Origin of the sequence: Alteromonas sp. CyTr2 (genome assembly GCF_947311905.1) — a bacterium.
Taxonomy (GTDB): domain Bacteria; phylum Pseudomonadota; class Gammaproteobacteria; order Enterobacterales; family Alteromonadaceae; genus Alteromonas; species Alteromonas macleodii.
Genome location: NZ_CAMZMZ010000023.1, coordinates 24,160 through 46,444 on the forward strand (window position 1 = coordinate 24,160; position 22,285 = coordinate 46,444).

Genomic DNA, 22,285 nt, shown 5'->3' on the forward strand with positions numbered 1-22,285 from the left:
TCTATTCGCCGGAGACATGCGTTGAAAATTGGCAGTATTTCATTTTCTTTTTCATGGTCTCTGGCCCTTCAAGCACTACTTGTATGTGTGTTAGGTGCGGGTCTTAATGCTCTCAACCCACCCTTTGATAGTACAGGGATAGCTACATTTGGTATAGGTGCGGCAGTCTACGCTTCACTTCGGTTTTCTCCTTTTATTTCCATTCCTATTGCACTTGTTGTCAGCCTTCCCTTATGGCTTAACGACGGGAGCATAGTTGGAAAGGAAAGCCTTACTCTACTGCCCATCGTGCTTAGCTTTTTTGGCTATAACAAGTCGCTTAAACAGGTGATAAAAGTAGGCGCAGGCTTTTGGTCTATTGTCTTTCTGCCCATTCTTGTTTTAGAGCATTCTCTTTATGATGGCGATAACGCAAATATGCTGTTTTCGGGTGTGCTGGTCACCTGGGTAAGCGGTGTATTTGGTCTTGTAACCGGACACTTTTCGTATTTGGCAGTCCACGGGCTTAAGCGACAAACATCAAGTAAGTCCGAGCGGGTTACGCTGCATTTTCTTTTTGGGTACTTCTTTTCCGGTTGCTTCTTCGTTGCTTCCATGGCAGTAATTTATTTGTCGGTAAGTCTGTTTCAAAAACAGCAAGAAAGACAAATTCACAGTTACATGTCGCAGCGGGTGAATGTGCTGGAGTTCCAACTTTCGAATTTTATTCAGCAACACCAAAGTGCCATTATTAGTGCAGCGCAAGTGTTGTCTAGCGAGGTATCAAACAGCGATTTCGATAATGCAGCGGTGACAAATTTGCGGGTGTTGGCATCGCACAATCCAGAATTTTTGACCTTCCTCATTGCAGATGACAATGGCGATCTTACCCACGCTTACCCGCCTAGCCTGTTGGATAAGGCAAGACAAAGCGGCTTGTCAAATGTGGCTTACAGGCCGTATTTCTTTGAAGTCATGCAGACAGGTAAACCATTCCTTTCAAATGTATTTCAAGGCCGAGGTTTTGGTAACGATCCAATTGTAGCCTTGTCAGCCCCTATTACAGATGCAGATGGCACTCCAAAAGGTATTGTAGAGGGCTCTTTATCGTTAAAGAGCTTTTCTGCTATTGATAACCTAAGCTTGGGTGGTTTTTTGATGCTCATTGAGGATCAAAAAGGCGAAGTTATCTATGCATCTAAAGGCCTGAAGATGAAGCCACTCACTAAAGCACCTTTTTATATTTGTGAACCTGATTGTGCTGTTGAGGTGGAGAACGGGCCTCAGGGGAAAACATGGTTGAGGTTAGCGAAAGATATGCCTTTTGCTAGCTGGAAAGTTAGCTATTACTTCGACAAACGACTGCTAATGGCATCAATGAGTAATTATTTGCTAAAAGACTTGCTGCTGCTATTGGCATTATCTGCATTTGGAACATTCACCGGGTACGTAGTTGCAAAAATGGTCGGCGCGCCTATTCGTCGCCTTGTTCGCTATATTTCCGAATTCGACCCCACACAAAAAGAAGGTGTTAAAGCACCACAAAGGGCACTGCACATTCAAGAGCTCTCGTCGCTAAGCGATGAGTTCGTGAGTTTAGAAGCCCGATTGCTCGATGCATTTGAAGAGCTAAAGGTTGCAAGAGAAGTAGAGCAAAGCCTGAATGTCGAGCTAGGGGAATTGAATCAGTCTTTGGAAAAGCGCATAGAAGAGAAAACCGAGCACCTTGCGTTAGCGCTTAAAGAAGCGGAAGCCGCGAATGTGGCGAAAACGCAGTTTCTCGCCAACATGAGTCACGAGATTAGAACGCCAATGAATGGCATTATTGGCTCATGTGAATTGATGCTCGAGAACGAGTTGCCGGAAAATGTTTCGGCTAGAGCCAAAACAATTTCACGCTCTGCTAGCAATTTACTTATCATCCTGGACAGTATCTTAGATTGGTCGAAGATTGAATCGGGTAAAATGCTTACCGATATTCAAAGCTGTGCCATTCGCGAGTTACTTGAAGCTTCTAGTGACCTCTACCGTCACGCTGCGCAAGTAAAAGGGTACGATATTGCTTTGTATATTAATCAGGGCGTACCTAACGCACTGAACATTGATGCAGGGAAGGTGAGTCAAATCATCAATAACTTACTTAGTAACGCGATTAAGTTCACCAGTGATGGTGTCGTGACGGTTAACGTCAGCTATGCCCACCAAGGACTTAAAATTTCGGTTAGCGATACGGGAATAGGCATTGCTCCCAACAAACTACGCCTTATTTTTGATAAGTTTGAGCAAGCCGATCCGTCCACCACTCGAAATTTTGGTGGCACAGGATTAGGTTTGGCCATTTCTAAAGGTTTGGTTGAGCTTCTTGGTGGAGAGCTTTATGTTGAAAGTGAACTGGGTAAAGGAACAAGCTTCACCTTCCACATTCCTGCCACAGTAAGTGAAGAAAAAGAGCATGCAGAAAATGAGGTGATTCCGTCATTACCTGATGGATTACGGGTTTTATTGGCTGAAGACAACGACATTAATGCTGAAATCGTCATGGACATGCTCAAATCGTCCAACATCAAATGTATTAGAACGAAAAACGGGCAAGATGCTGTTAAGGCCGAGAAGAGGCACGATTTCGACGTAATTTTAATGGATTGCCAAATGCCGATCATGGATGGTCATACAGCATCGAAACTTATTCGAAGTGAAGGCAGGAATAAGGACATGGTCAGGATCATCGCCTTAACCGCCAATGCGTTTATCGAAGACAAAAATGCCTGCTTAGAAGCAGGCATGAATGCGCATTTAAGTAAGCCTATTCGAAAGCAGGTTCTATTTGACTGTATTGCCCGTGAACTTGCTAGCGTTTGAGGCTACATCAGTGTTATCGCTCGGCGCTTCGCTAACGAATCGCAGTACAATATACCCTAAGCACGCCGAGACAAGAGAGCCGGTTAAAATGCCCACACGCTCGTCAAAAATTTGATTGATACCTGTCTGTGCAAAGGCCAGTCCCCCAATGAATAAGCTCATTGTAAAGCCAACGCCGCAAAGTAGCGCACAGCCATAGATATGCTTGAAGTTAAGATCCTCTGGTAACTTAGCCAGCTTTAACTTCACCATTAAGTAGCAAAAACCGAATACGCCAATTTGTTTACCCACAACCAAGCCAAGAAAGATCCCAAAGGTAACAGGATGAAAAATACCCTCCGGACTGATGTTACCAAAACTTATGCCGGCGTTAGCGAAGGCGAATAAAGGTAGGATCGCGAAACTCACCGAGCCATTCAAACCGTGCTCTAGTCGCGTTACCGGAGAATAAGATTCGTCTTTCTCATCCCGCATAGGAATAAAGCCAGCAAGTACGACACCTGCCAGTGTGGCGTGAACGCCTGACTTCAACATGGCTACCCACAGAATGATTCCCACAAAAACATAAGGCGGAATATCTACCACATTGCGTTTATTCATTTGCCACAACAGCAATAAACAACCTGCAGCAATATACAGCGCACCAGCGGTAATGTGCTCGGTGTAAAACAGGGCAATAATTACGATAGCACCGATATCGTCAATAATAGCCAGGGTGACTAAGAAAACTTTCAGGCTCGTAGGTACTCGACTACCTAGTAGCGCCAAAATACCTAACGCAAACGCGATGTCAGTAGCGGCGGGAATTGCCCACCCTGCAATGGCTACGGGGTTGTCCCAGTTGATGCCTACATATATCAAGGCGGGTAGTGCCATACCACCTACAGCACCCGCTGCGGGTAAAATAATATCTTTGGGATTGGCCAATTCACCTTCGCAGATTTCCCGCTTCAGTTCCAGACCCACGTGAAAAAAGAACACCGCCATTAACCCGTCGTTAATCCACAGCAATAATGGCTTATCGATAGCCCACGTACCGGCTGATATTTGTACCGGCATACTGATTAAATGATCGTAAAGCGTATCTAGGGGAGAATTAGCAATAATGAGCGCAAGAATCGTTGCACCCATTAACAATATGCCGGGAGCGGCTTCGCGATTTAAGAAGTCAGAGACCACGTCTTGTACTTCTTCTATCACCTCATCAAGTACGTCGGGTTCGTGTTTATCTGTCATCAATAACCTCTAACGCCCGTTCATGGTCAACGTCGCAAAATGTGGAAATAAAAGCGTTCGTTAATCCGTGTAGTCAGGCAACTTTTCTACATAAATTAATTATAGTTAATACGACTGACAGCGAAGAGATAGATCACCCTTATAAGAGAGTAGCCTCAACAACCCTTAAGCGAGAGGCGATATAATTGACGCCATTTACGGTGGGATTTTGAACGGTTTTACGCTACAATCGCGGCCTTTCCAAGGTTGTCCACTTTACCTACCCCGAGGATCTCTAGATGGCAAAAGTCGCGATTGTAATGGGTTCAACTTCAGACTGGCCTACTATGCAGCAGGCCGCAAAAATGCTGAAGTCGTTTGGTGTTGAATTTGAAGCGAAGGTGGTGTCGGCGCACCGTACACCCAACTTGCTAGTAGAGTTTGCAGAAAGCGCTGCAGATGAAGGTTTTAGCGCAATCATTGCTGGCGCAGGCGGCGCAGCTCACTTACCGGGTATGATTGCTGCACACACGCATTTACCTGTGTTTGGCTGCCCGGTTAAATCAAAAGCGCTCAACGGATTAGACTCACTGCTTTCTATCGTTCAAATGCCGAAAGGCGTTGCGGTAGGTACACTGGCAATAGGTGAGGCTGGTGCAGCAAATGCGGGTCTTCTCGCGGCACAAGTTGTTGCGCTGCAAGACGAAAGCGTACGCAATGCCGTTATCGCTTTTAGAAAATCGCAAACTGATACGGTACTTGCTTCAAGCAATACGTTGGAGCTAGATGAATGAGAGTAGTCGTTTACGGCGCAGGCCAACTTGCTCAAATGATGTACCTGGCGGGTAGCCCGTTAGGTATTGACGTTCAAGCTGTGGACGTAAACAACGATACCGTTGTACATCCAGTTAGCAAAACCCCTCTTGAAATCTCACTTGCTCAAGCATTAGAAGGTGCAGATGCTCTTACCGTAGAATTTGAGCATGTACCTGAAAGGCTTCTTGAAGACGCGGCGAAAACAAACAAGTTGATGCCAAATATCGACAGCATTCTCGTTGGCGCCGATCGCGTACGTGAGAAAAAGCTGCTTGAAAGCATGCAGGTGGCAAATTGTGAGCACCAAATAGTTACCGACCTTGCCCAGTTAGACGATTGCGTAAAGCAGTTGGGTAGCAAACTTATTCTTAAGGCTAGCCGCGATGGCTATGACGGATATGGTCAATGGCGTCTAAGTGATGAGGCTGACTTACCTGAACTAAAAAATGCCCTTCAGGGATTAGATTTGCAGACCGTGCCTTTAGTGGTTGAAAAAATGGTGGCTTTCGACAGAGAGTTGTCATTAATCGGTGTACGCAATGCTAATGGCGACGTACGCACCTATCCACTTGCTGAGAATTTGCATCACCAAGGTCAACTTCACGTGTCGGTTGCACCAGCGACTAACGTTGATGATGCACTTCAGGCCCAGGCTCACGATATTTTTGTGAAACTTGCTGAGGGTATGAACTACGTCGGTGTGCTGGCTGTGGAACTATTCCAAGTAGGCGACAAGCTACTTGTAAACGAACTTGCTCCTCGTGTACATAACTCCGGGCACTGGAGCCAGTCGGGCGCTGTAACCAGCCAGTTTGAAAATCACTTACGTGCAGTCTGTGGATTGCCTCTTGGTGACACGTCAGCCATTGGCCCAAGCGCTATGGTCAACATTATTGGTTGCAGCAGCTTCTCGCGCGATTTGCTAAGCATCGATGGTAGTCATCTTCACTGGTACGGAAAATCTGTTCGTGAAAAGCGCAAGATGGGACACATCAATGTCACCACGAATAGTTATGGAAGCTTGGGTGAAAAGCTCATGGCATTGAGCAAATATTTACCGCTTGAGTACTTCCCAAAATTAGTTGGTGAAGCAACGCGATTAAAAGGTTGACACCCACGCGTTTATCGCTAGAATACGCATCCGCTGTCTAGGCAGCGGTTTTTAAAGTGTGCCGACTTAGCTCAGTTGGTAGAGCAACTGACTTGTAATCAGTAGGTCGCCAGTTCGATTCCGGCAGTCGGCACCATTTTTCTTTTTTCCTATGCCAATCTTACGTACACTTGCTTACGAGTATTCATTCGGAGCAGACTGTATGTCATTTTTTTCCAAATCACTTAAACCGTTAGTTATCGTAACTGGCTTATTTTCTTTAAGCATGTCTGCGACTATTTACGCGCATGGCAATGACCATGATAACCATCACATGCCAAAAGAGCAGCACAAGCACGCCAGTAAGCAATCAGAAGTAATGGTAATGAATGGTTATGCCAGAGCGACCTTTGCTTTGGCAAAAACCGGCGCAGTGTACTTTACTTTGCATAATCATGGTGACAGCGATAAAACACTGACGTCTGTTTCAGTATCAAGCGATGTAGCAAGTGAAGCGCAAATCCACACAACGGTGATGGAGGAAGACGTGATGAAAATGCGTGAGCTAACTGACGGCGTTATAATAAAAGCGGGCGAAATGGCCTCTTTTGAATCAGGCGGCCGTCATATCATGTTGATGGGGCTGACCAAAGGATTAGAAGAGGGCAGCGAAGTAGCACTAACCCTCACATTTAGCGATGGGAGTGAACTACCGGTTTTGCTACCTGTTAAAAAAGAAGCGGGCGAAAGCCACCATCACCACCATTAATAGAGTGGCTGAGGCAGAATGTATAAAGTCATCGATTAATGCGATGAATGCAATCAACTAAACCGTTAATCTAAATCAAAATTTCTGTAGTACTATTAACTTATATTATTTAAACCAAGATTTTTCAGCGCCGATGAATGGACTGAAGGTAAATCTAAAAAGGGTTTTAACGTTAAGGAGTGTGACATGAGCAAGATTGATATTGGTATTTCTGAGAGCGATCGTAACGCAGTAGCAGAAGGTCTTAAAAAGCTATTGGCCGACTCTTACACTTTGTACCTTCAAACGCATAATTTTCACTGGAATGTAGAAGGTCCGCAGTTCCGTGAATTGCACCTAATGTTCGAAGAGCATTACACAGAGCTTGCCGAAGCGGTAGACGAAATTGCAGAGCGTATTCGTACTCTAGGTGTAGCTGCACCGGGCACATATAAGTCGTTCGCTGAGCTTAGTTCAATTGAAGAAGTGGAAGGTGTACCTGAAGCGACGGAAATGGTGAGATTGTTAACTCACGGTCATGAGCAAGTTGTGAAAACCTGCCGTGAATCGTTAAAGCTAGCGCAAGACGCAGACGATGAGTCATCTGCAGCGTTAATTGGCGATCGTATGCGCGTTCATGAAAAAACTGCGTGGATGCTTCGTGCAACATTACCGAAGTAAGTCGCTACATAAGTGCGGTGACAGTGATTTAACATAGGCTTAATCGGCCAGTCACCTTTATCGCATAAGCAAGTAAAATTATTACAAAGGGTACAGCAGCGCTGTGCCCTTTTTTGTATACTGCCTTCCACTAAGAATAATAGAAGAAGCCTGTGTGAACGCGCACACGGCTTTTTAAAATGAGGCTCCTAGCGATGAAACCATCAACTATTTTAGCTGTACCATTCAAACCTGTGAGCGCGCTAGCGCAGTCACTTACTTGTGTATTGGCGCTTACGATCAGCCACTCCGCTTTAGCTCACGGAGATCATAAACATGGCGAAGCGCATGAAATCACCGACAGCGATATTACCGTAACCACGCTCGCTGAAGGGCTTGTTCATCCTTGGGGAATGGCATTTTTGCCAAATGGCGATCTGCTAGTTACGGAACGTGAAGGTGGCATTCAGCGTTTATCAAAAGACGGTAAGTTGTCAGGACGTCTAGGTAATGTGCCTAAGGTGGTTGCGCAAAACCAAGGTGGTATGTTGGACATCGCTATCGACCCGGATTTTGCCAGCAACAACACTATCTACTTCTGTTACAGCAAAGCGAGTGAGGTTGAGGGCAAGCCGGGCAGCAGTAGCAGTGTTGCAAAGGCTAAGCTTACCGACTCAGGCCTTGAAAATGTTGACGTTATCTTTAGTGCCGACTCAGTTGTCGATAACGGCTTTCACTTTGGCTGTCGTTTAGCGTTCGATGCTAAAAAGCACTTGTACATCACCATGGGCGACCGCTACAAGTACATGAAAGAAGCGCAGAACACCGATAACCACTTCGGTAAAATTGCACGCATAAACCGTGACGGCAGCGCAGTAGAAGATAACCCATTCACAGACGGCAAAGCCCCTGAAATATTCAGCTATGGTCACCGCAACGTGCAAGGCGTTACTATTCATCCTGAAACTGGTGCGGTATGGGCGATGGAGCATGGCCCGAAAGGTGGTGATGAAATCAATATCCTTGAACGCGGTGCAAACTACGGTTGGCCTGTGATTACCTATGGTGTTGACTATAGTGGCGACATTATCAGCGACAAAACCCATATGGATGGCATGAAGCAGCCTTGGGTGTATTGGGACCCATCAATTGCGCCAAGCGGCCTAACGTTCTACCAAGGTGAAATGTTCAAAGAATGGAACGGGGATGTACTGGTGGGGTCGTTGAAGTTTACTCACCTTCGTCGCATAAAAGTAGAAGATGGAAAGCCCGCAGAGCAGTTTGAATATGTTCGTGACAATCACGCCCGTATTCGCGACGTTGAAGTTGGCCCAGAAGGTGCCATTTACTTACTGACCGATGCACCGAACGGCAAAGTATTAAAGCTAACCAAATAGCATAGTACCAGTCCGCATAGATAAGTGCTCACTCAGAAGGCACTGGCAAGCTTCATAGCGAAGCGTGGGAATGCAGGAATGGCTGTTCCCTTTCAAATTCTGGTATAAGACGCAGAATGAGAAAAGGCGCCACTTCATTGTTATTGTAAAATGAAGTAAGCGCCTTTTTTATTTATAAGGACATCGGGTCTCGTATTGACTTATTCGCCGTCGTTATTCTTCTTGTAGCGTTCAAACCACGCCACAATATTTCCTACTTTCTGTATCAAGCGAGAAGGGCGGCTTGCAATGCCGTGTGAAGCCCCTGGAATTCGTACCATTGCAGCATCGACACCTTGTAACTTCAACGCTTGATAATACTGCTCTGTCTCGCTAATTGGCGTACGGTGATCGGCTTCACCGGTTAGCAGCATAGTGGGTGTTACTACGTTGCCCACTAAGCTCAAAGGGCTACGCTGCCATAACTTATCCGCGATAGTCCATGGCATATCTGCCATCCAGTAGTTGCTAAAGTACGGGTACGCGTCGGCAGTCAATGAAAAGCTCATCCAGTTAATAACCGGCTTCGCCACAACAGCTGCACTAAAGCGGTCAGTTTTACCAATGGACCATGCGGTAAGGGTTCCGCCGCCTGAGCCGCCAGTAATAAACAGATTCTCTGAATCTATATAGCCTTGCTTAACAACCGCGTCTACCACATCCATTAGGTCGTTATAATCTTCTGATGGGTAGTTATGGTGGATCAAATTACCAAAGTCTTCACCGTAAGAGCTACTGCCCCTTGGGTTGGACCATACAACCACATAACCTTGCGCGGCCATTAGCTGAATTTCCATGGCAAAGTGAGGGCCGTAGGCTGCATGTGGGCCGCCATGAATTTCTAAAATTAGCGGGTATTTTTTGCTGCTATCAAATCCTGGTGGCAAAGCAATCCATGCGTCGATAGGTAGCTCGTCCACACTTGATACTACGGAAAGGTCTTGTACTTCTGCCAGCGTTTTATGACCAAGTGCATCGCTGTTTAAATCGGTAAGTTGTGTATCGTCTTTGCCTTTTTTATAAAGCGCCAGGTCGCCAGGCACAGAGCGGCTTGCCGTGGTGTAAACAATATCGCCTTTATCACTAACTGCGAAGTCGCCCGACGTGTAAGGGCGTCCAAACGCTTGTCCACCTATGCTAACGTCGATAGGTTTCACATCGCCTTTCAGGTTCACTGCAGCAAGTTTCGTTTCGCCGTGATCAAGGTAAGAAAAGATTAATCCTCGGCTGTCTTTGCGCCACTCAAATTTGCCTAAGCTTCTATCTAGTGACGTAGTTAAGCGGCTGATGTCACCACTTTCAAGCTCAAGTACCACAAGGTCGCCATTCTGATAAGAAAGCTTTCTGTCGTTGAGCTGAGTAAATGCAAGGTATTTTCCGTCGGGACTCAAGGTTGGTCTACCTTCAGGCCCTTCGATATCGGTAACTTGTTCAACTGCCGCTGTATTCACATTCACTTTATAGATGTCGCTAAACAAAGGGTGCAGCGCGTAGTCTTCTCGTTGTGGTGTGGCGAAATAAATCCAGTCATTCTCTTTAGAGAAAGAAAGGGTGCCGCCGCTAGGGAATTTTCCAGTTGTTAACTGACGCGGCGTACCGCCTTCAACAGGCAGAACAAATATCTGGTCAAAGCCTTCACGCAAGTAGCCTCTTCCGTCACCTCTATACTGCACCGCATCAATATAGGTGCCTTGGTCAGCCCACTTTGCTCCTTTAGGCTTGCTCGGCATGCCGGTAAACAATGGCTTTTGCTTTTCTTCGGTAAACTGGGTGAAGGCTAAGGTTTTGCTGTCATGAGACCAGGTTAACTGACGAGGTGCTTCGCTGGTGTTGGTCAAGCGCACAGACTGCATGGTATCTAAGTAATAGAGATGGATTTGTGCGCGGCCGTTGACCGATTTTGTATATGCCACCATTTTACCGTTGGGCGATAAGGTAGCCTGTGACAAGTTTTCATCTACACCAATAAACGGGCGATGCTCACCGGATTTAATATTTACTTGCCAAAGTCGGCTTTGTCTTCCGTCAGTCATGACATCCATGCTCTGACGAGAATAAATTACCGTATCCTTATTAAGAAACTGTGGGTTGGCCACAAATTCTAAGTTAAAGGTGTCATCGTATGTCAGCGCATTTAAGCTAGTCGAATCAGAGGCAGATTCCTGCAATGCATTGGCCTGACTTATACCTAAAACCAATAGTGATAATGCAGTCGAGGTAACACATAAGCCTTTTCGTACTGGTCGAAGGGCGAAACGAGACGCAAACATAGTTGTTCCTTTTGTTATTGTTTTTTGCGCTGAGCGCGATAGGTAGAATGTTCGCTGTCGTGTGCTTAGCGTAAATCCTAACGCAAATGTAGCAACCTGCGAACGTTGTCTCTAACCATATCGCTTTCGTTTCTTTTATGTAAAGCGCGTGCGGTGAAGAGGCTGGATTGTCCGTTAAAATTACATATCCAACATTAAGCGCAACGTTTAACAACGCAGGGCGCTAGCAATGGCAGTTGTCATTATTAATAGAGGGCTGGCCGTCCTTTAAGTCATTTGAGCTTTATTCGCCTTTAAGGCTAATTTTGCCCACAAGAATATCTTTAAACATGACCCAGTCGCCCATTAGGCTGTAAAGCGGGTGTTTAAATGTCGCAGGGCGATTTTTCTCAAAGAAGAAATGACCTACCCAAGCGAAACCGTAACCTACTAGCGGAATAAACCACAGTAGCGACCAGCTAGCCATAAATACTGCTAGTGCTATAACGCCGAGAACCAGCCACGAGCCGATAAAATGAAGCGTGCGGCATTTACTATCTCTATGTTCATTTAAATAAAACGGGTAAAACTCTTTGAATGAAGCAAAATGCGTGTCAGCGCTTGTTTGTGTAGACATAAAACCCTCTCGGCCATAAGCATGTATTTTATAGAAGTAGAGTGACTTAGTAGCAGTAGTTTACACTACGTTAACATTCTATTCTGAAATAGATTGTCGTGAATACGACAAAAAGAGAATGAGTTTTTGCAAACATGCGTGCTCACTGGCGCAGATCAACAAAGTGGCGAATTAAGAAGCGCTTCCTAGTGCAAGGCGCGGTGACCAAAGATAGCCTACCTTAACCTTGTAATTTCAGGACGTCTGCCCCATATTCCTCTCAATACAAGAAATTAAAGGCCTGCGTTATGGAAAATCTCGTTGCGAATAGCCAAGCAACCATCGTAGATATTACGGTAGAAAACTTTCAACAAATCATCATTGAAGCGTCGCAAGATAAGCTGGTGCTAATTGATTTTTGGGCAGATTGGTGCGAGCCCTGTAAAGACCTTATGCCTATTTTGGAAAAGCTGGCGGGTGAATACAGCCAGCACTTGATCCTTGCTAAAGTAGACTGCGAAGCCCAGCAAGAAGTCGCTGCACAGTTTGGTATTAGAAGTCTACCAACGGTGATGGTGGTGCAAAATGGTCAGCCTGTTGACGGCTTTGCGGGTGTGCAACCTGAGCAGCAAATTCGCGAAATGCTCGCTAAATATTTGCCTAATCCTGAAGACGATCTACTTGCCACTGCTGGCAAAGCGATTCAGCAAGGTGATTATGCAGAGGCACTGCCCGCAGCTAAAGAAGCCCTAGCGCTTAACCCAGATAACGTAAACGCTAAATATATGCTTATTGATTGCTATATCGAGACCGGATCTATCGATACAGCCAAAGCGTTATTGGAAGAAATTAAGTTGGTTGATCAAGACTCTCGCTATAAGAGCTTAGCGGGAAAAATTGAATTGGCAGAACAAGCCGCCGACACTCCTGAAATTCGTCAGCTTCAAGCAGCGGTAGAAGCGAACCCAGACGACTTGCAGCTTAAAGTTGATTTAGCGGTACAGTTGCAGCAAGCGAACAAAGCACAAGATGCACTAGAGCTTCTTTATAGTGTGTTAAAGAAAGAACTTGGGTTTGGCGACGCCAGAAAGCTAATGATGGATATGGTGAATGCGCTTGCCGACGGCGACCCGTTGAAGTCGGAATACCGCCGAAAAGTTTACAGCTTATTGTACTAACAACGTCAGCATTTTAGCGGCTGTCGTAGGGGACAATGAGTCGAGTCTGACTTTGATAAATTGACTGTACGAGGTTCGTGCTGGTGCTTGCAGGTGAACGAGAACACATGCTGACGAGTGTCACCGTGTGTATTTCTACTTCGATTGCTGTATTTATTTAGGCGAGAGAATAGGGGAGAACCCCTCTTTGTGCAGCCAATTAAGTGCTTCGAAATACTTTTGAAAATAATCGCGCTCGTAGTTAGCTGATTCAGCGTCACGGTGCTTAGATGGGTGGGTTCGTTCTAATTGGGCCCGCCTAACCATTCCGGTATCCAGCACGTAAGCTGAGCGTGTGAGCCCTCGCGAAATGTTCACCTTTATTGCTTCTGCTAAACGGGTTTGGCATTCAGGCGTAGAAAGCACCCAGCGGCGTCCGTCCATTAGGGCAGCCCAAGGCTTATTGTCGAACTTAGCGATAAGTTCATGCATTTCTTCTATAAAAAACTCTGTCGTTTTCAGGTTCCACGCCCCGGTTGCAAACACCTCAAGTACGTTACCTGAGACATCCAATGAATAATTTCCGTATTTAGGAAAACGCATAAAATACCTTTAATGTTTGTCTGCGTGGAACAGACGGAGCTTGCTAACTCGGCTAACAAAAACATCTTGCCTCTATAGGGTATAGCAGAGTTCTAAAAATTTGCTGTAGTTGTGTTTATATAAGAAATATCACTAAGCACGTCGATTTGGGCAAAACAATTTACACTTAATTTGTAAATAAATGTTTTGTTGCAGGCGCAGATTCATGCGAAAAAGGTAGAAATTTGATAGGGTTTACGCAGTTTTTATATTGGGTAATAGAGCATGGCATATCAGCATTTTTATACGGGTTTTCTTAATGCGAACAAAGGTAAACAGCACTATGCATGTCACAGCCACTACTTTTGGCCCGACTGCACGCGTGATGCAATGCTCAACTACTGGGATGACAGCGCTAAGTATGTTGACGAAAAATGGGGATATTTCTTCCAAACTTTGGTGCCAGAGCTACAGCAGCGCATTAGCAACATACTGAACACTGGAGCACCACAGCAAATCGTTTTTGCGCCCAATACCCATGAGCTGCTTTATCGCGTAATGAGCTGCATCGATAGTACTGCGCCTTATAAAGTAGTGTCGACAGACAGCGAGTTTCACAGTTTTCAGCGCCAAGCGAGTAGGATGCAAGAGCAGGGTGCGATAGTACTTATTACCGTCCCTACTAAACCCTACGATACGTTTGCGTCGCGCTTTAAGGCCGCCATTGCCGAACACGATCCCGAGCTGGTTTTCTTTAGTCAGGTGTTTTTTAATTCCGGATACGTGGTGAACGATGTCACAGATATCGTAAATAGCGTAACTAACGACAATACCCTTATTGTGGTTGATGGCTATCACGGGTTTATGGCAAAGCCTACCGATATAGCGAACATTGCCCACCGAGCCTTTTATCTTGCCGGTAGTTACAAATATGCTCAGGCAGGAGAGGGCGCATGTTTTGCGCACGTACCCGTGGGCTGTGAGCTAAGACCCGCATATACAGGCTGGTTTGCAGAGTTTGGCGAGCTAGATAAGCCTCGCAAGGTTGGCGGCAAAGACAGCGTTCAATATAGCCTAGATGGAATGCGTTTTGCCGGTGCGACCATGGATTTTACCGCGCTCTACAGATTAAGAGCCGTGCTTCGTATGTTCGACGACAATGGCATTGATGTAGCCACAGTTAACGAATATATAATGGGTATGCAGCGCACATTTCTAGAGAAACTTGCTACCTGCAACCATCCCTTGCTAAACGAAAAACATCTAGCAGTAAGTGATGAAGCAAACCGAGGGCATTTCCTTACCTTTGAATTAGATAGTGCCGATGAAACAAAAGCCCTCGCTTCAGCGCTTAAAGAGCACCATATCCTTACCGATTTTAGAGGAAACCGCTTACGGTTTGGTTTTGGTCTGTACCACACCCCTGAGTACATTGATTTAACCGCACTGAATCAGAAAGCGTAAGTCGTTGCTTTAAACATACGTAAATATTAACGTCACACTTATTTAAGGATAGTTTTATGGAGTGGCTACTACCCGCTTTAGCGTTGGTACTTATTATAGAAGGAATAGGGCCGCTTCTTTTTCCTAATAAATGGCGCAATTATTTACTTCAGATAAGCCAACAGCCCAGCAATCAACTGCGTCAAATTGGCGGAACCCTTGTGATAATAGGCGCACTACTGCTGTTTTATTTCAGTTGAGTTAGCGCCCAGATCTAGGCATTAAGAGACGTGAAACGGTGTGAAAACGGACCTCATCAAACACTCTCACACGCTTTACCATAATACAAAGTACGAAAAGGAGCGCGACTTTACCGTTGACTGAAAAGTGTGCTCTTAAACCTGTATTCAACATTCAGAGGTATATTTTCAGCCCTTTGAATACCTCATTAGCTTTTAAGCATCCAATGCCCGCGAATAATAGCAAAACGTTATATAAATGGGCGTAGTGCAGACTGCGATAGACCGTCTGTTCAGCTTTTTTACCAGGTAATGTTTAGAAAGCTTTAAAAATTAGCGCCTTAGAATGTTTGTGCTGAAAAATAAGAAGCCAAGCCTTATTTCAAAAAGGCTCGAGCGGCAGTGGGTCATCTTTGTGATTTCAAAAATAAAAATAAAATAGTCGTATTTTTGTTCGAAAAAGAGATGATCCTTGCGCTAGAATTTTGTAGAATCCCCGCCTAATTTTCTTACACATATGATTCATGGCAAAGAACGTTGTGGTACTCGGCACTCAATGGGGTGACGAGGGTAAAGGCAAGGTCGTAGACCTACTCACTGATCGCGCAAAATATGTTGTTCGTTACCAAGGCGGACACAATGCAGGTCACACTCTAGTAATCGACGGTGAAAAAACCGTACTTCACTTAATCCCATCAGGCATCCTACGCGATAATGTTACCTGTATTATTGGTAACGGTGTTGTGCTAAGCCCTGACGCACTAATGAAAGAAATGACTATGCTTGAAGAGCGTGGCGTTCCAGTGCGCGAGCGATTAAAGATTAGTGAAGCTTGTCCGCTTATTCTTCCTTATCACATTGCACTAGACGTAGCGCGCGAAAAAGCCCGCGGCGCAAAAGCAATTGGTACAACGGGTCGTGGTATCGGTCCAGCGTATGAAGATAAAGTAGCCCGTCGTGGATTACGCGTTGGCGACTTGTTTAATGCAGAAGACTTCGCAGCAAAGCTGAAAGAAGTGCTAGACGTGCATAACTTCACGCTTACGCAGTACTATGGCGAAGAAGCAGTAGACTTTGACGAAACCTTAAAAGGTGCAATGGAAGTTGCTGACATTCTTAAAGCAATGGTTGTTGATGTAACTGACGAACTAGACAAAGCACACAATGCTGGCTTGCCTATTATGTTTGAAGGTGCACAAGGTACACTTCTAGACATCGATCACGGTACTTATCCTTATGTTACGTCGTCAAACACTACCGTTGGTGGTGTAGCAACGGGTGCTGGCTTTGGCCCACTTAAGCTAGATTACGTACTGGGTATTGTTAAAGCATACACTACGCGTGTAGGCTCAGGCCCTTTCCCTACTGAACTAGAATGTGAAGTAGGCCAACACTTAGGTGTTAAAGGTCACGAGTTTGGCGCGACCACAGGTCGTAAGCGCCGCACGGGTTGGTTCGATGCAGTTGCGATGAAACGCGCAGTACAAATCAACTCTATTACAGGTTTCTGTTTAACCAAGCTTGACGTGCTAGACGGTCTTGAAAGCCTTCAAATTTGTGTAGGCTACAAAGATGCAGACGGCAACGTGAAAGACGTTCCTCCTATGGCGGCTGACGGTTACGAAAAAGTGACGCCTGTTTATGAAGAAATGCCGGGTTGGACAGACAACACCTTTGGTGTAACTGAGTTTGAAGCGCTTCCACAAGCTGCGAAAAACTACATTAAGCGTCTTGAAGAGCTAACAGGTGTGCCGGTTGATATCGTTTCAACAGGCCCTGACAGAAACGAAACTATCGTTTTACGCAGCCCATACGACGCGTAATAGTTTCACATTAAATGTTTAAAAGCCCAGTGTTCACTGGGCTTTTTTTGTAATTTTTCGACCTTTTACTTTTATATAATCTTGTTATTGCTTCAACGTTAACTGTTTATACTCCTTAAGTGTGACGTCAGCCACTTGCCCTAAAATACGAGCTCATTAAACATTAATTAACAATTTAGTTGCGTTGTCTTCGAACATCCCTATTAATATAAGATAGTATCAGTTAATTATTGCGCTGCTTTGCCCGACAACAATCTTAAGATGAGCCATAGAATTGTTGCAGTGGGTGTTATGCTATCGGAGCTTTCTTATGCCAAATAGACCTTCTCTTCACGCAGTGGAAACTGGCGTGTGTTTCGTTGACGTTGTTCACAAGCTTAACGACAGTTTCGATACAGGGAAAACCCAGTCCCTGGAGTGGCGTAAAAGCCAGTTAAAGGCATTAGAAACTTTACTGAAAGACAACCAGCACGACATCTTACAGGCCCTTAAAAATGATTTAGGCAAATGTAAGACCGAAGCCATGGTAGCGGAACAAGGGTTTCTGCTTTCTGATATCAAGCATACGCTTAAGCATTTGGATAAATGGGCAAAGCCACGCAAAGTATCAACGCCCATGGTGGCATGGCCAGGTAAGAGCTTTCGCAAGCCTGAGCCGCTTGGCACTGTACTTATTATCGGAGCGTGGAATTATCCGCTTCAGTTATTGCTTGCCCCTTACATCGCCGCTATTGCAGCGGGCAACTGTGCGGTATTGAAACCCTCTGAATTGGCTGAAGAAACCTCGTCGCTGGTGGCTAAGCTTATCCCCCAATATATGGATAATTCATGCGTTGCCGTAATAGAAGGCGGTAAAGATGAAGCGACGGCGCTACTTGCCTGCAAATGGGACCATATTTTTTACACCGGTGGTGAAGTGGTGGGTAAAATTGTCATGAGCGCCGCGGCCAAACATTTAACGCCAGTAACCCTTGAGCTTGGCGGTAAAAGTCCCTGTTTTGTTGATAAAAACACAAACCTTGCTGTCACCGCGCGCCGTTTAGTGTGGGGTAAATGGATGAATGCGGGCCAAACTTGTATTGCGCCTGACTATGTCATTGTTGAAAAGGGCTTTGAGCAAAAGCTTATTGATGCGGTTGAAAAAGAGCTGAAAAAGCAATACGGCAAAGCACCTTTATCGTCACGAGATTACGGCAATATCGTTAATCATCGTCACTTAAAGCGTCTTGAAAGTTACCTTGAAAACGTCAATGTGGTGTATGGCGGCGAGCTAGATGAATCTCGTCCAGCAATGGCGCCTACCCTTGTACTGGAGCCATCGCTAGATAGCCCGCTAATGAAAGAAGAGATCTTCGGCCCTATCCTACCTATTGTCACTGTCGACAACATGGAGGCGGGCATTAAGTTCGTGAACAGCAGGCCTAAGCCACTCGCACTTTATGCATTTAGTGATAAGGATGATGTGCTTGATAATATTATCAGCAAAACCAGTTCAGGCAGTGTGTGTACTAACGACACTATGCTGTTTATGACTAACCCTGAGTTACCGTTTGGTGGCGTAGGAAATAGCGGCATGGGTAGCTATCATGGCCAAGCAGGTTTTGATACATTCAGCCATATTAAAACGGTAATGAAACGTTCTTTTGCGCTCGACGTGTTCTTTCGTTATGCGCCGTTTTCTAAGTTTAAGCTGTCGTTGCTTAAGAAGTTTTTATAACAGGAGTTTTCATGGTTCAACCTTTTCATCTTGCCATTCCGGTCACTAATTTAACCGACGCAGAAGCGTTCTACGGTGAGTTGTTGGGTTGTGAAAAGGGCCGCAGTGACACCCAGTGGATAGATTGGAACTTCTTCGGCCATCAATTAGTGACCCATTACGTAGAGGCTATGCCGTCGCCGCCTGCCTATAACGGGGTAGACGATCATGCTGTGCCGGTGCCACACTTTGGCGTTGTGCTATCCATGGACGATTGGCAAGCACTGGCAAGTAAATTAGAGGCTGCCGATACCGAGTTTGTTATCGCACCTTACATTCGTTTTAAAGGAAAGCCGGGTGAACAAGCCACCATGTTTTTCAAAGACCCTTTCGGCAACGCCTTAGAGTTCAAAGCGTTCGCCGATATTTCTCAGCTTTTCGCTACATAATAATGGGGGCAGTTGCTCTTTGCCGTACATCAAAGAGCTGCCTGATACTAGGCTAGCGCTTCTTCTTTTTTGGTTTGAAGCGCTTATATAAAAGCGCAACACCTGTAAGGGTGAACAAAAAGGCGCTGCCCGAAAAAGCAATTAACCACGGCGTGTTAAAGTTACTTCTGTCCTTATAATCCATTATGTGCAGCATCCACATAAAATCAAACAGCCGCCATGTGTCGGTACGTACGCGCAGAACACTGCCTGTGTTTGGGTCGATATAAAACCGCGAATTAAGGTCGTCATCGAAGTTTACCTGCCATAATGGCGCAGACAGGTTTTGCACTTCTTGAGGTAACACGCTTAATAGCTGGGTCTCACCAATATCGCCAGTACCTGCGTATTGCCCTTTTGCTGCTTTACGAATAGCGCTTTGTTGCATGGTTTGCAAAGCTTCACCTGTTAATGCGCTGTAGCGATAGGCAATGTTGTCATCCACGACATGATAAACAGGAATAGCATTGAGCGAGCCCGGTTCTGCGAGGCCTACTTCATTTATGCGATGGGTGAGTGATAGCACCGCAGTGCTGCTGTGGTTACGCAAAATATCAGAAGGAGTAACGGAAGCGCTGTGCCATGATGTGGTTACCCTGTTCCTTAAATGGTTACCTCTTACTTCATCTATGGGTAACCAGGCCATAACCAAGCCGCTTAAAAACCATAGGCCTATTTGTACAAATAGTATTAAGCCTAGGTAGTTGTGCGCTTTGCGCATAAATTTCATCATCAGGTTTTTTGGTTTTATTATCAAAAGGCTATAACATCAGAAAACAATAACCGAGTAAACCGAAGAAGAGAGTGGTTTTGAATAAAGCATTAGTGCTGGTAGACGTACAAAATGTGTATTACACCTGCCGTCAGGCGTACAAACGCAACTTTAATTACAACCAGTTTTGGCGTGAACTTACCTACAACTTGGATATAGCCCATGCTTTCGCATACGCCATAGACAGGGGTGACAGCAAGCAGCGTGAATTTCAAAACATTCTTCGTGCTATTGGATTTGAAGTAAAGTTAAAGCCTTTCATTCAACGTGCTGACGGCTCGGCGAAAGGTGACTGGGATGTAGGTATAACAGTAGATGCACTTGAACACGCCGACGATGTTGATGAGATCATTTTGGTGTCGGGCGACGGCGATTTCGATATTCTTGTAAACGCCCTTAAAGCAAAAGGGAAAACCGTAACGGTGTACGGTGTTCCTGCATTAACGGCTGAAAGTATTCAAAAAGTGGCGTCTAAGTACGTGCCTATCGACGCCACGCTGTTGCTGTAGTTATCAGCTTGTACTTTGTTCAAGGCTGAACTAATTACGCTGAGCCCTCAAAGCTACACTAATGGAGCTCAGCTAATGTGGCTGAGCTAACAGCCCTGTGCTAATACGGTTGTACTAAGACGGCTGTGTAAATACGACTGTGTTAATAAGGCTGTACTAATATGGTTGTACTAGGCTCTTACCTCGTCCGCTTTTTTCAGATGCGGCTTCTACACCCTCTTTAGTACGCTTAATTAAATGTACATCACCAAAGCGACGGTTATCTATGGTATAGCCCATTGCTTTAAGCTCATTTACCGTTGCCTCTGTAAACCCGTCGTGCATACGAATGGTGTCTTTGGGCAATAGCTGGTGATGAAAACGTGGTGAGTTCACTGCTTCTTCAGCGCTCATATCGTAAAGCAGGGCATTCAATAGCGACTGAGTTACTGACGAAATAATGGTAGTGCCGCCAGGAGAGCCTGTTACCAGTACCACTTGGTCGTCTTTAGTGACCAGCGTTGGCGTCATAGAAGACAGCATGCGCTTGTAAGGTTCAATAGCATTCGCCTCACCACCCACTGCGCCAAAGAAGTTAGGCACGCCAGGCTTAGCACTAAAATCGTCCATTTCATCATTCAACAAAAAGCCAGCACCAGTCACAACAACACCGCTACCAAAAGTAAGGTTGATGGTCGTTGTATTAGCAACAGCGTTACCCCATCTGTCCATAATAGAGAAGTGTGTTGTATCTTCGCTTTCTTTTAAACCAGGCTTAACGCTTGGGGTATCAGAAATACTGGTAGGCTGAATATCTGCTGCGCGTTGAGTAATATAGTTAGCGTCAGTGAGCGCTTTTACCGGAACACTAACAAAATCAGGATCGCCCATGTATTCAGCGCGATCGGCAAACACGCGCTTACCAATTTCTGACATAACGTGAATGTATTCAGTACTGTTTTGCGCTGGCAAATCGTGCGTTGCGTCATAGGCTTCTAGCATGCCGATCCACTGGGCAACGGCAACACCACCAGAGCTTGGAGGAGGTGCGGTCACCAGCTCATAACCTTGCCAGTTTAGGTGAAGAGGTTTGCGCCACACTGCTTTGTAAGCCAGTAAGTCTTCATAAGTAATAAGGCCGCCGTTTTGCTGCATAAAATCAACAATATGCTTTGCTACATCGCCTTTATAAAAGCCATCCTTTCCCTGTTGCTGAATCGCTTTAAGCGTTTTCGCTAGCTCTGGCTGTTTGAAGGTAGTGCCTGCTTTAGCGTGTGCAAAATACTCGCTAAAGTTGTTATTGATAGCTGCTTCTTTGGTACGCTCAATATAGTGATCAATGTTATTGGCCAGCTTCTCGTGAACCACAAAACCTTGCTCGGCCAAATCAACGGCTGGTGCGAGTAGACGCTCCCAATCCAATGTGCCGTATTTTTTATGCGCGGCCCACATACCAGCAACGGTACCAGGAATGCCAGACGCTTTAGCCCCAAACAAAGACTCGTACGGTTTTACGTCACCTTGCTCGTCAAGATACATATCGCGATGCGCATTTTCAGGTGCCATTTCACGGTAATCTAAAAAGTCGGTGTTATCTTCAAACTTTATTGTCATAAAGCCGCCACCGCCTACGTTGCCCGCCTCAGGTAGAGTAACAGCCAAGACAAACTGTGCCGTAATAGCAGCGTCAATTGCGTTACCACCTTCTTGGAGTACCTGCATTGCAGCATCGGCACTGTAGCTGTCAGGCATGGCAACGGCCTGTTGGCTAAGCCCTACTGTATTGTTGCTAGCACTATCAACAGGGGGATTTGGCGCATGGGAACATGCTGCCACTACTGAAATAAATGCCACTATTACCGAGATAAACCCGACGTTAGCTATCCGCTTTTTCATTACAAACTCCTTGTTACAGACATTGCTAAACCT

The 22,285-nt window shown here is 45.5% G+C and carries 19 protein-coding genes and 1 tRNA gene; 14 read left to right on the forward strand and 6 right to left on the reverse strand.

All coding sequences use genetic code 11. The features are described from left to right. The first annotated feature begins 21 nt into the window (after positions 1 to 21). Positions 22 to 2,838, forward strand: a complete 2,817-nt coding sequence (locus tag QME20_RS12870; protein ID WP_281716034.1) for an ATP-binding protein — start codon at positions 22 to 24, stop codon at positions 2,836 to 2,838. On the opposite strand, the gene nhaA is transcribed toward QME20_RS12870, so the two are convergent. Beyond that, positions 2,800 to 4,074: a Na+/H+ antiporter NhaA gene (gene nhaA / locus QME20_RS12875; RefSeq protein WP_014948097.1), complete on the reverse strand. Its 1,275-nt coding sequence runs from the start codon at positions 4,072 to 4,074 to the stop codon at positions 2,800 to 2,802. The genes QME20_RS12870 and nhaA overlap by 39 nt on opposite strands. Positions 4,075 to 4,352: 278 nt before the next feature. Here nhaA and purE point away from each other — a divergent pair, with 278 nt between their 5' ends. The 6 genes from purE to QME20_RS12905 all read left to right on the forward strand — a co-directional run bounded on the left by purE (position 4,353) and on the right by QME20_RS12905 (position 8,764). Then, a complete protein-coding gene (gene purE / locus QME20_RS12880; protein ID WP_014948098.1) occupies positions 4,353 to 4,847 on the forward strand; it encodes a 5-(carboxyamino)imidazole ribonucleotide mutase in 495 nt (164 codons plus the stop codon). After that, on the forward strand, positions 4,844 to 5,980 hold the full coding sequence (locus QME20_RS12885; protein ID WP_014948099.1) for a 5-(carboxyamino)imidazole ribonucleotide synthase: 1,137 nt from the start codon (positions 4,844 to 4,846) through the stop codon (positions 5,978 to 5,980). Before purE ends, QME20_RS12885 begins: the two co-directional genes overlap by 4 nt. Before the next feature lie 60 nt (positions 5,981 to 6,040). Next, positions 6,041 to 6,116: transfer RNA gene (locus QME20_RS12890), tRNA-Thr, on the forward strand. Positions 6,117 to 6,182: 66 nt separating this feature from the next. Beyond that, positions 6,183 to 6,728, forward strand: a complete 546-nt coding sequence (locus QME20_RS12895; RefSeq protein WP_014948100.1) for a copper chaperone PCu(A)C — start codon at positions 6,183 to 6,185, stop codon at positions 6,726 to 6,728. 186 nt (positions 6,729 to 6,914) lie between these two features. Next, positions 6,915 to 7,388 (forward strand): Dps family protein, encoded by a 474-nt coding sequence (locus QME20_RS12900; RefSeq protein WP_014948101.1) that lies wholly within the window; start codon positions 6,915 to 6,917, stop codon positions 7,386 to 7,388. 194 nt (positions 7,389 to 7,582) lie between these two features. Further along, the gene (locus tag QME20_RS12905) at positions 7,583 to 8,764 is read left to right on the forward strand and encodes a PQQ-dependent sugar dehydrogenase (RefSeq protein WP_014948102.1); all 1,182 of its coding nucleotides are present in this window, start codon (positions 7,583 to 7,585) and stop codon (positions 8,762 to 8,764) included. 200 nt (positions 8,765 to 8,964) lie between these two features. Here QME20_RS12905 and QME20_RS12910 read toward each other — a convergent pair whose 3' ends face one another. Then, positions 8,965 to 11,073, reverse strand: a complete 2,109-nt coding sequence (locus QME20_RS12910) for a S9 family peptidase (protein WP_187446953.1) — start codon at positions 11,071 to 11,073, stop codon at positions 8,965 to 8,967. Between the two features lie 283 nt (positions 11,074 to 11,356). Next, complete coding sequence (locus QME20_RS12915; RefSeq protein WP_187446954.1) at positions 11,357 to 11,689, reverse strand: DUF962 domain-containing protein; 333 nt, start codon at positions 11,687 to 11,689, stop codon at positions 11,357 to 11,359. A gap of 287 nt (positions 11,690 to 11,976) precedes the next feature. Here QME20_RS12915 and trxA point away from each other — a divergent pair, with 287 nt between their 5' ends. Continuing rightward, on the forward strand, positions 11,977 to 12,846 hold the full coding sequence (gene trxA / locus QME20_RS12920; protein WP_014948105.1) for a thioredoxin: 870 nt from the start codon (positions 11,977 to 11,979) through the stop codon (positions 12,844 to 12,846). 153 nt (positions 12,847 to 12,999) lie between these two features. On the opposite strand, the gene QME20_RS12925 is transcribed toward trxA, so the two are convergent. Beyond that, positions 13,000 to 13,428, reverse strand: coding sequence for a hypothetical protein (locus QME20_RS12925; protein ID WP_014948106.1), 429 nt, complete (start codon positions 13,426 to 13,428; stop codon positions 13,000 to 13,002). Between the two features lie 264 nt (positions 13,429 to 13,692). Between QME20_RS12925 and QME20_RS12930 the strand changes: the two genes are divergently transcribed. From QME20_RS12930 to QME20_RS12950, 5 genes are all read left to right on the forward strand, one after another. Further along, positions 13,693 to 14,871: an aminotransferase class V-fold PLP-dependent enzyme gene (locus QME20_RS12930; protein ID WP_281716035.1), complete on the forward strand. Its 1,179-nt coding sequence runs from the start codon at positions 13,693 to 13,695 to the stop codon at positions 14,869 to 14,871. A 56-nt stretch (positions 14,872 to 14,927) separates the two neighbouring features. Next, positions 14,928 to 15,110, forward strand: a complete 183-nt coding sequence (locus QME20_RS12935; RefSeq protein ID WP_014948108.1) for a DUF2065 domain-containing protein — start codon at positions 14,928 to 14,930, stop codon at positions 15,108 to 15,110. A 503-nt stretch (positions 15,111 to 15,613) separates the two neighbouring features. Next, positions 15,614 to 16,912 (forward strand): adenylosuccinate synthase, encoded by a 1,299-nt coding sequence (locus tag QME20_RS12940; protein ID WP_014948109.1) that lies wholly within the window; start codon positions 15,614 to 15,616, stop codon positions 16,910 to 16,912. 310 nt (positions 16,913 to 17,222) lie between these two features. Then, positions 17,223 to 18,629, forward strand: a complete 1,407-nt coding sequence (locus QME20_RS12945; protein WP_168463105.1) for an aldehyde dehydrogenase family protein — start codon at positions 17,223 to 17,225, stop codon at positions 18,627 to 18,629. 11 nt (positions 18,630 to 18,640) lie between these two features. Then, positions 18,641 to 19,057, forward strand: a complete 417-nt coding sequence (locus QME20_RS12950; protein ID WP_168463104.1) for a VOC family protein — start codon at positions 18,641 to 18,643, stop codon at positions 19,055 to 19,057. A 52-nt stretch (positions 19,058 to 19,109) separates the two neighbouring features. On the opposite strand, the gene QME20_RS12955 is transcribed toward QME20_RS12950, so the two are convergent. Next, complete coding sequence (locus QME20_RS12955; protein ID WP_281716036.1) at positions 19,110 to 19,829, reverse strand: PepSY domain-containing protein; 720 nt, start codon at positions 19,827 to 19,829, stop codon at positions 19,110 to 19,112. Between the two features lie 77 nt (positions 19,830 to 19,906). Here QME20_RS12955 and QME20_RS12960 point away from each other — a divergent pair, with 77 nt between their 5' ends. Then, a complete protein-coding gene (locus QME20_RS12960) occupies positions 19,907 to 20,377 on the forward strand; it encodes an NYN domain-containing protein (protein WP_014948113.1) in 471 nt (156 codons plus the stop codon). A 156-nt stretch (positions 20,378 to 20,533) separates the two neighbouring features. Here the strand turns inward: QME20_RS12960 and ggt are convergent, their stop codons facing one another. Then, positions 20,534 to 22,252 (reverse strand): gamma-glutamyltransferase, encoded by a 1,719-nt coding sequence (ggt, locus tag QME20_RS12965; protein WP_014948114.1) that lies wholly within the window; start codon positions 22,250 to 22,252, stop codon positions 20,534 to 20,536. Between the last annotated feature and the right edge of the window lie 33 nt (positions 22,253 to 22,285).

Coding starts and splice junctions, on each gene's coding strand:
- QME20_RS12910 (WP_187446953.1), bottom strand. CDS start 11,073: ATGTTTGCGTCTCGTTTCGCCCTTCGACCAGTACGAAAAGGCTTATGT.
- QME20_RS12930 (WP_281716035.1), top strand. CDS start 13,693: ATGGCATATCAGCATTTTTATACGGGTTTTCTTAATGCGAACAAAGGT.
- QME20_RS12905 (WP_014948102.1), top strand. CDS start 7,583: ATGAAACCATCAACTATTTTAGCTGTACCATTCAAACCTGTGAGCGCG.
- QME20_RS12915 (WP_187446954.1), bottom strand. CDS start 11,689: ATGTCTACACAAACAAGCGCTGACACGCATTTTGCTTCATTCAAAGAG.
- QME20_RS12955 (WP_281716036.1), bottom strand. CDS start 19,829: ATGATGAAATTTATGCGCAAAGCGCACAACTACCTAGGCTTAATACTA.
- QME20_RS12950 (WP_168463104.1), top strand. CDS start 18,641: ATGGTTCAACCTTTTCATCTTGCCATTCCGGTCACTAATTTAACCGAC.
- QME20_RS12935 (WP_014948108.1), top strand. CDS start 14,928: ATGGAGTGGCTACTACCCGCTTTAGCGTTGGTACTTATTATAGAAGGA.
- ggt (WP_014948114.1), bottom strand. CDS start 22,252: ATGAAAAAGCGGATAGCTAACGTCGGGTTTATCTCGGTAATAGTGGCA.
- QME20_RS12885 (WP_014948099.1), top strand. CDS start 4,844: ATGAGAGTAGTCGTTTACGGCGCAGGCCAACTTGCTCAAATGATGTAC.
- QME20_RS12940 (WP_014948109.1), top strand. CDS start 15,614: ATGGCAAAGAACGTTGTGGTACTCGGCACTCAATGGGGTGACGAGGGT.
- trxA (WP_014948105.1), top strand. CDS start 11,977: ATGGAAAATCTCGTTGCGAATAGCCAAGCAACCATCGTAGATATTACG.
- QME20_RS12895 (WP_014948100.1), top strand. CDS start 6,183: ATGTCATTTTTTTCCAAATCACTTAAACCGTTAGTTATCGTAACTGGC.
- QME20_RS12945 (WP_168463105.1), top strand. CDS start 17,223: ATGCCAAATAGACCTTCTCTTCACGCAGTGGAAACTGGCGTGTGTTTC.
- QME20_RS12925 (WP_014948106.1), bottom strand. CDS start 13,428: ATGCGTTTTCCTAAATACGGAAATTATTCATTGGATGTCTCAGGTAAC.
- nhaA (WP_014948097.1), bottom strand. CDS start 4,074: ATGACAGATAAACACGAACCCGACGTACTTGATGAGGTGATAGAAGAA.
- purE (WP_014948098.1), top strand. CDS start 4,353: ATGGCAAAAGTCGCGATTGTAATGGGTTCAACTTCAGACTGGCCTACT.
- QME20_RS12900 (WP_014948101.1), top strand. CDS start 6,915: ATGAGCAAGATTGATATTGGTATTTCTGAGAGCGATCGTAACGCAGTA.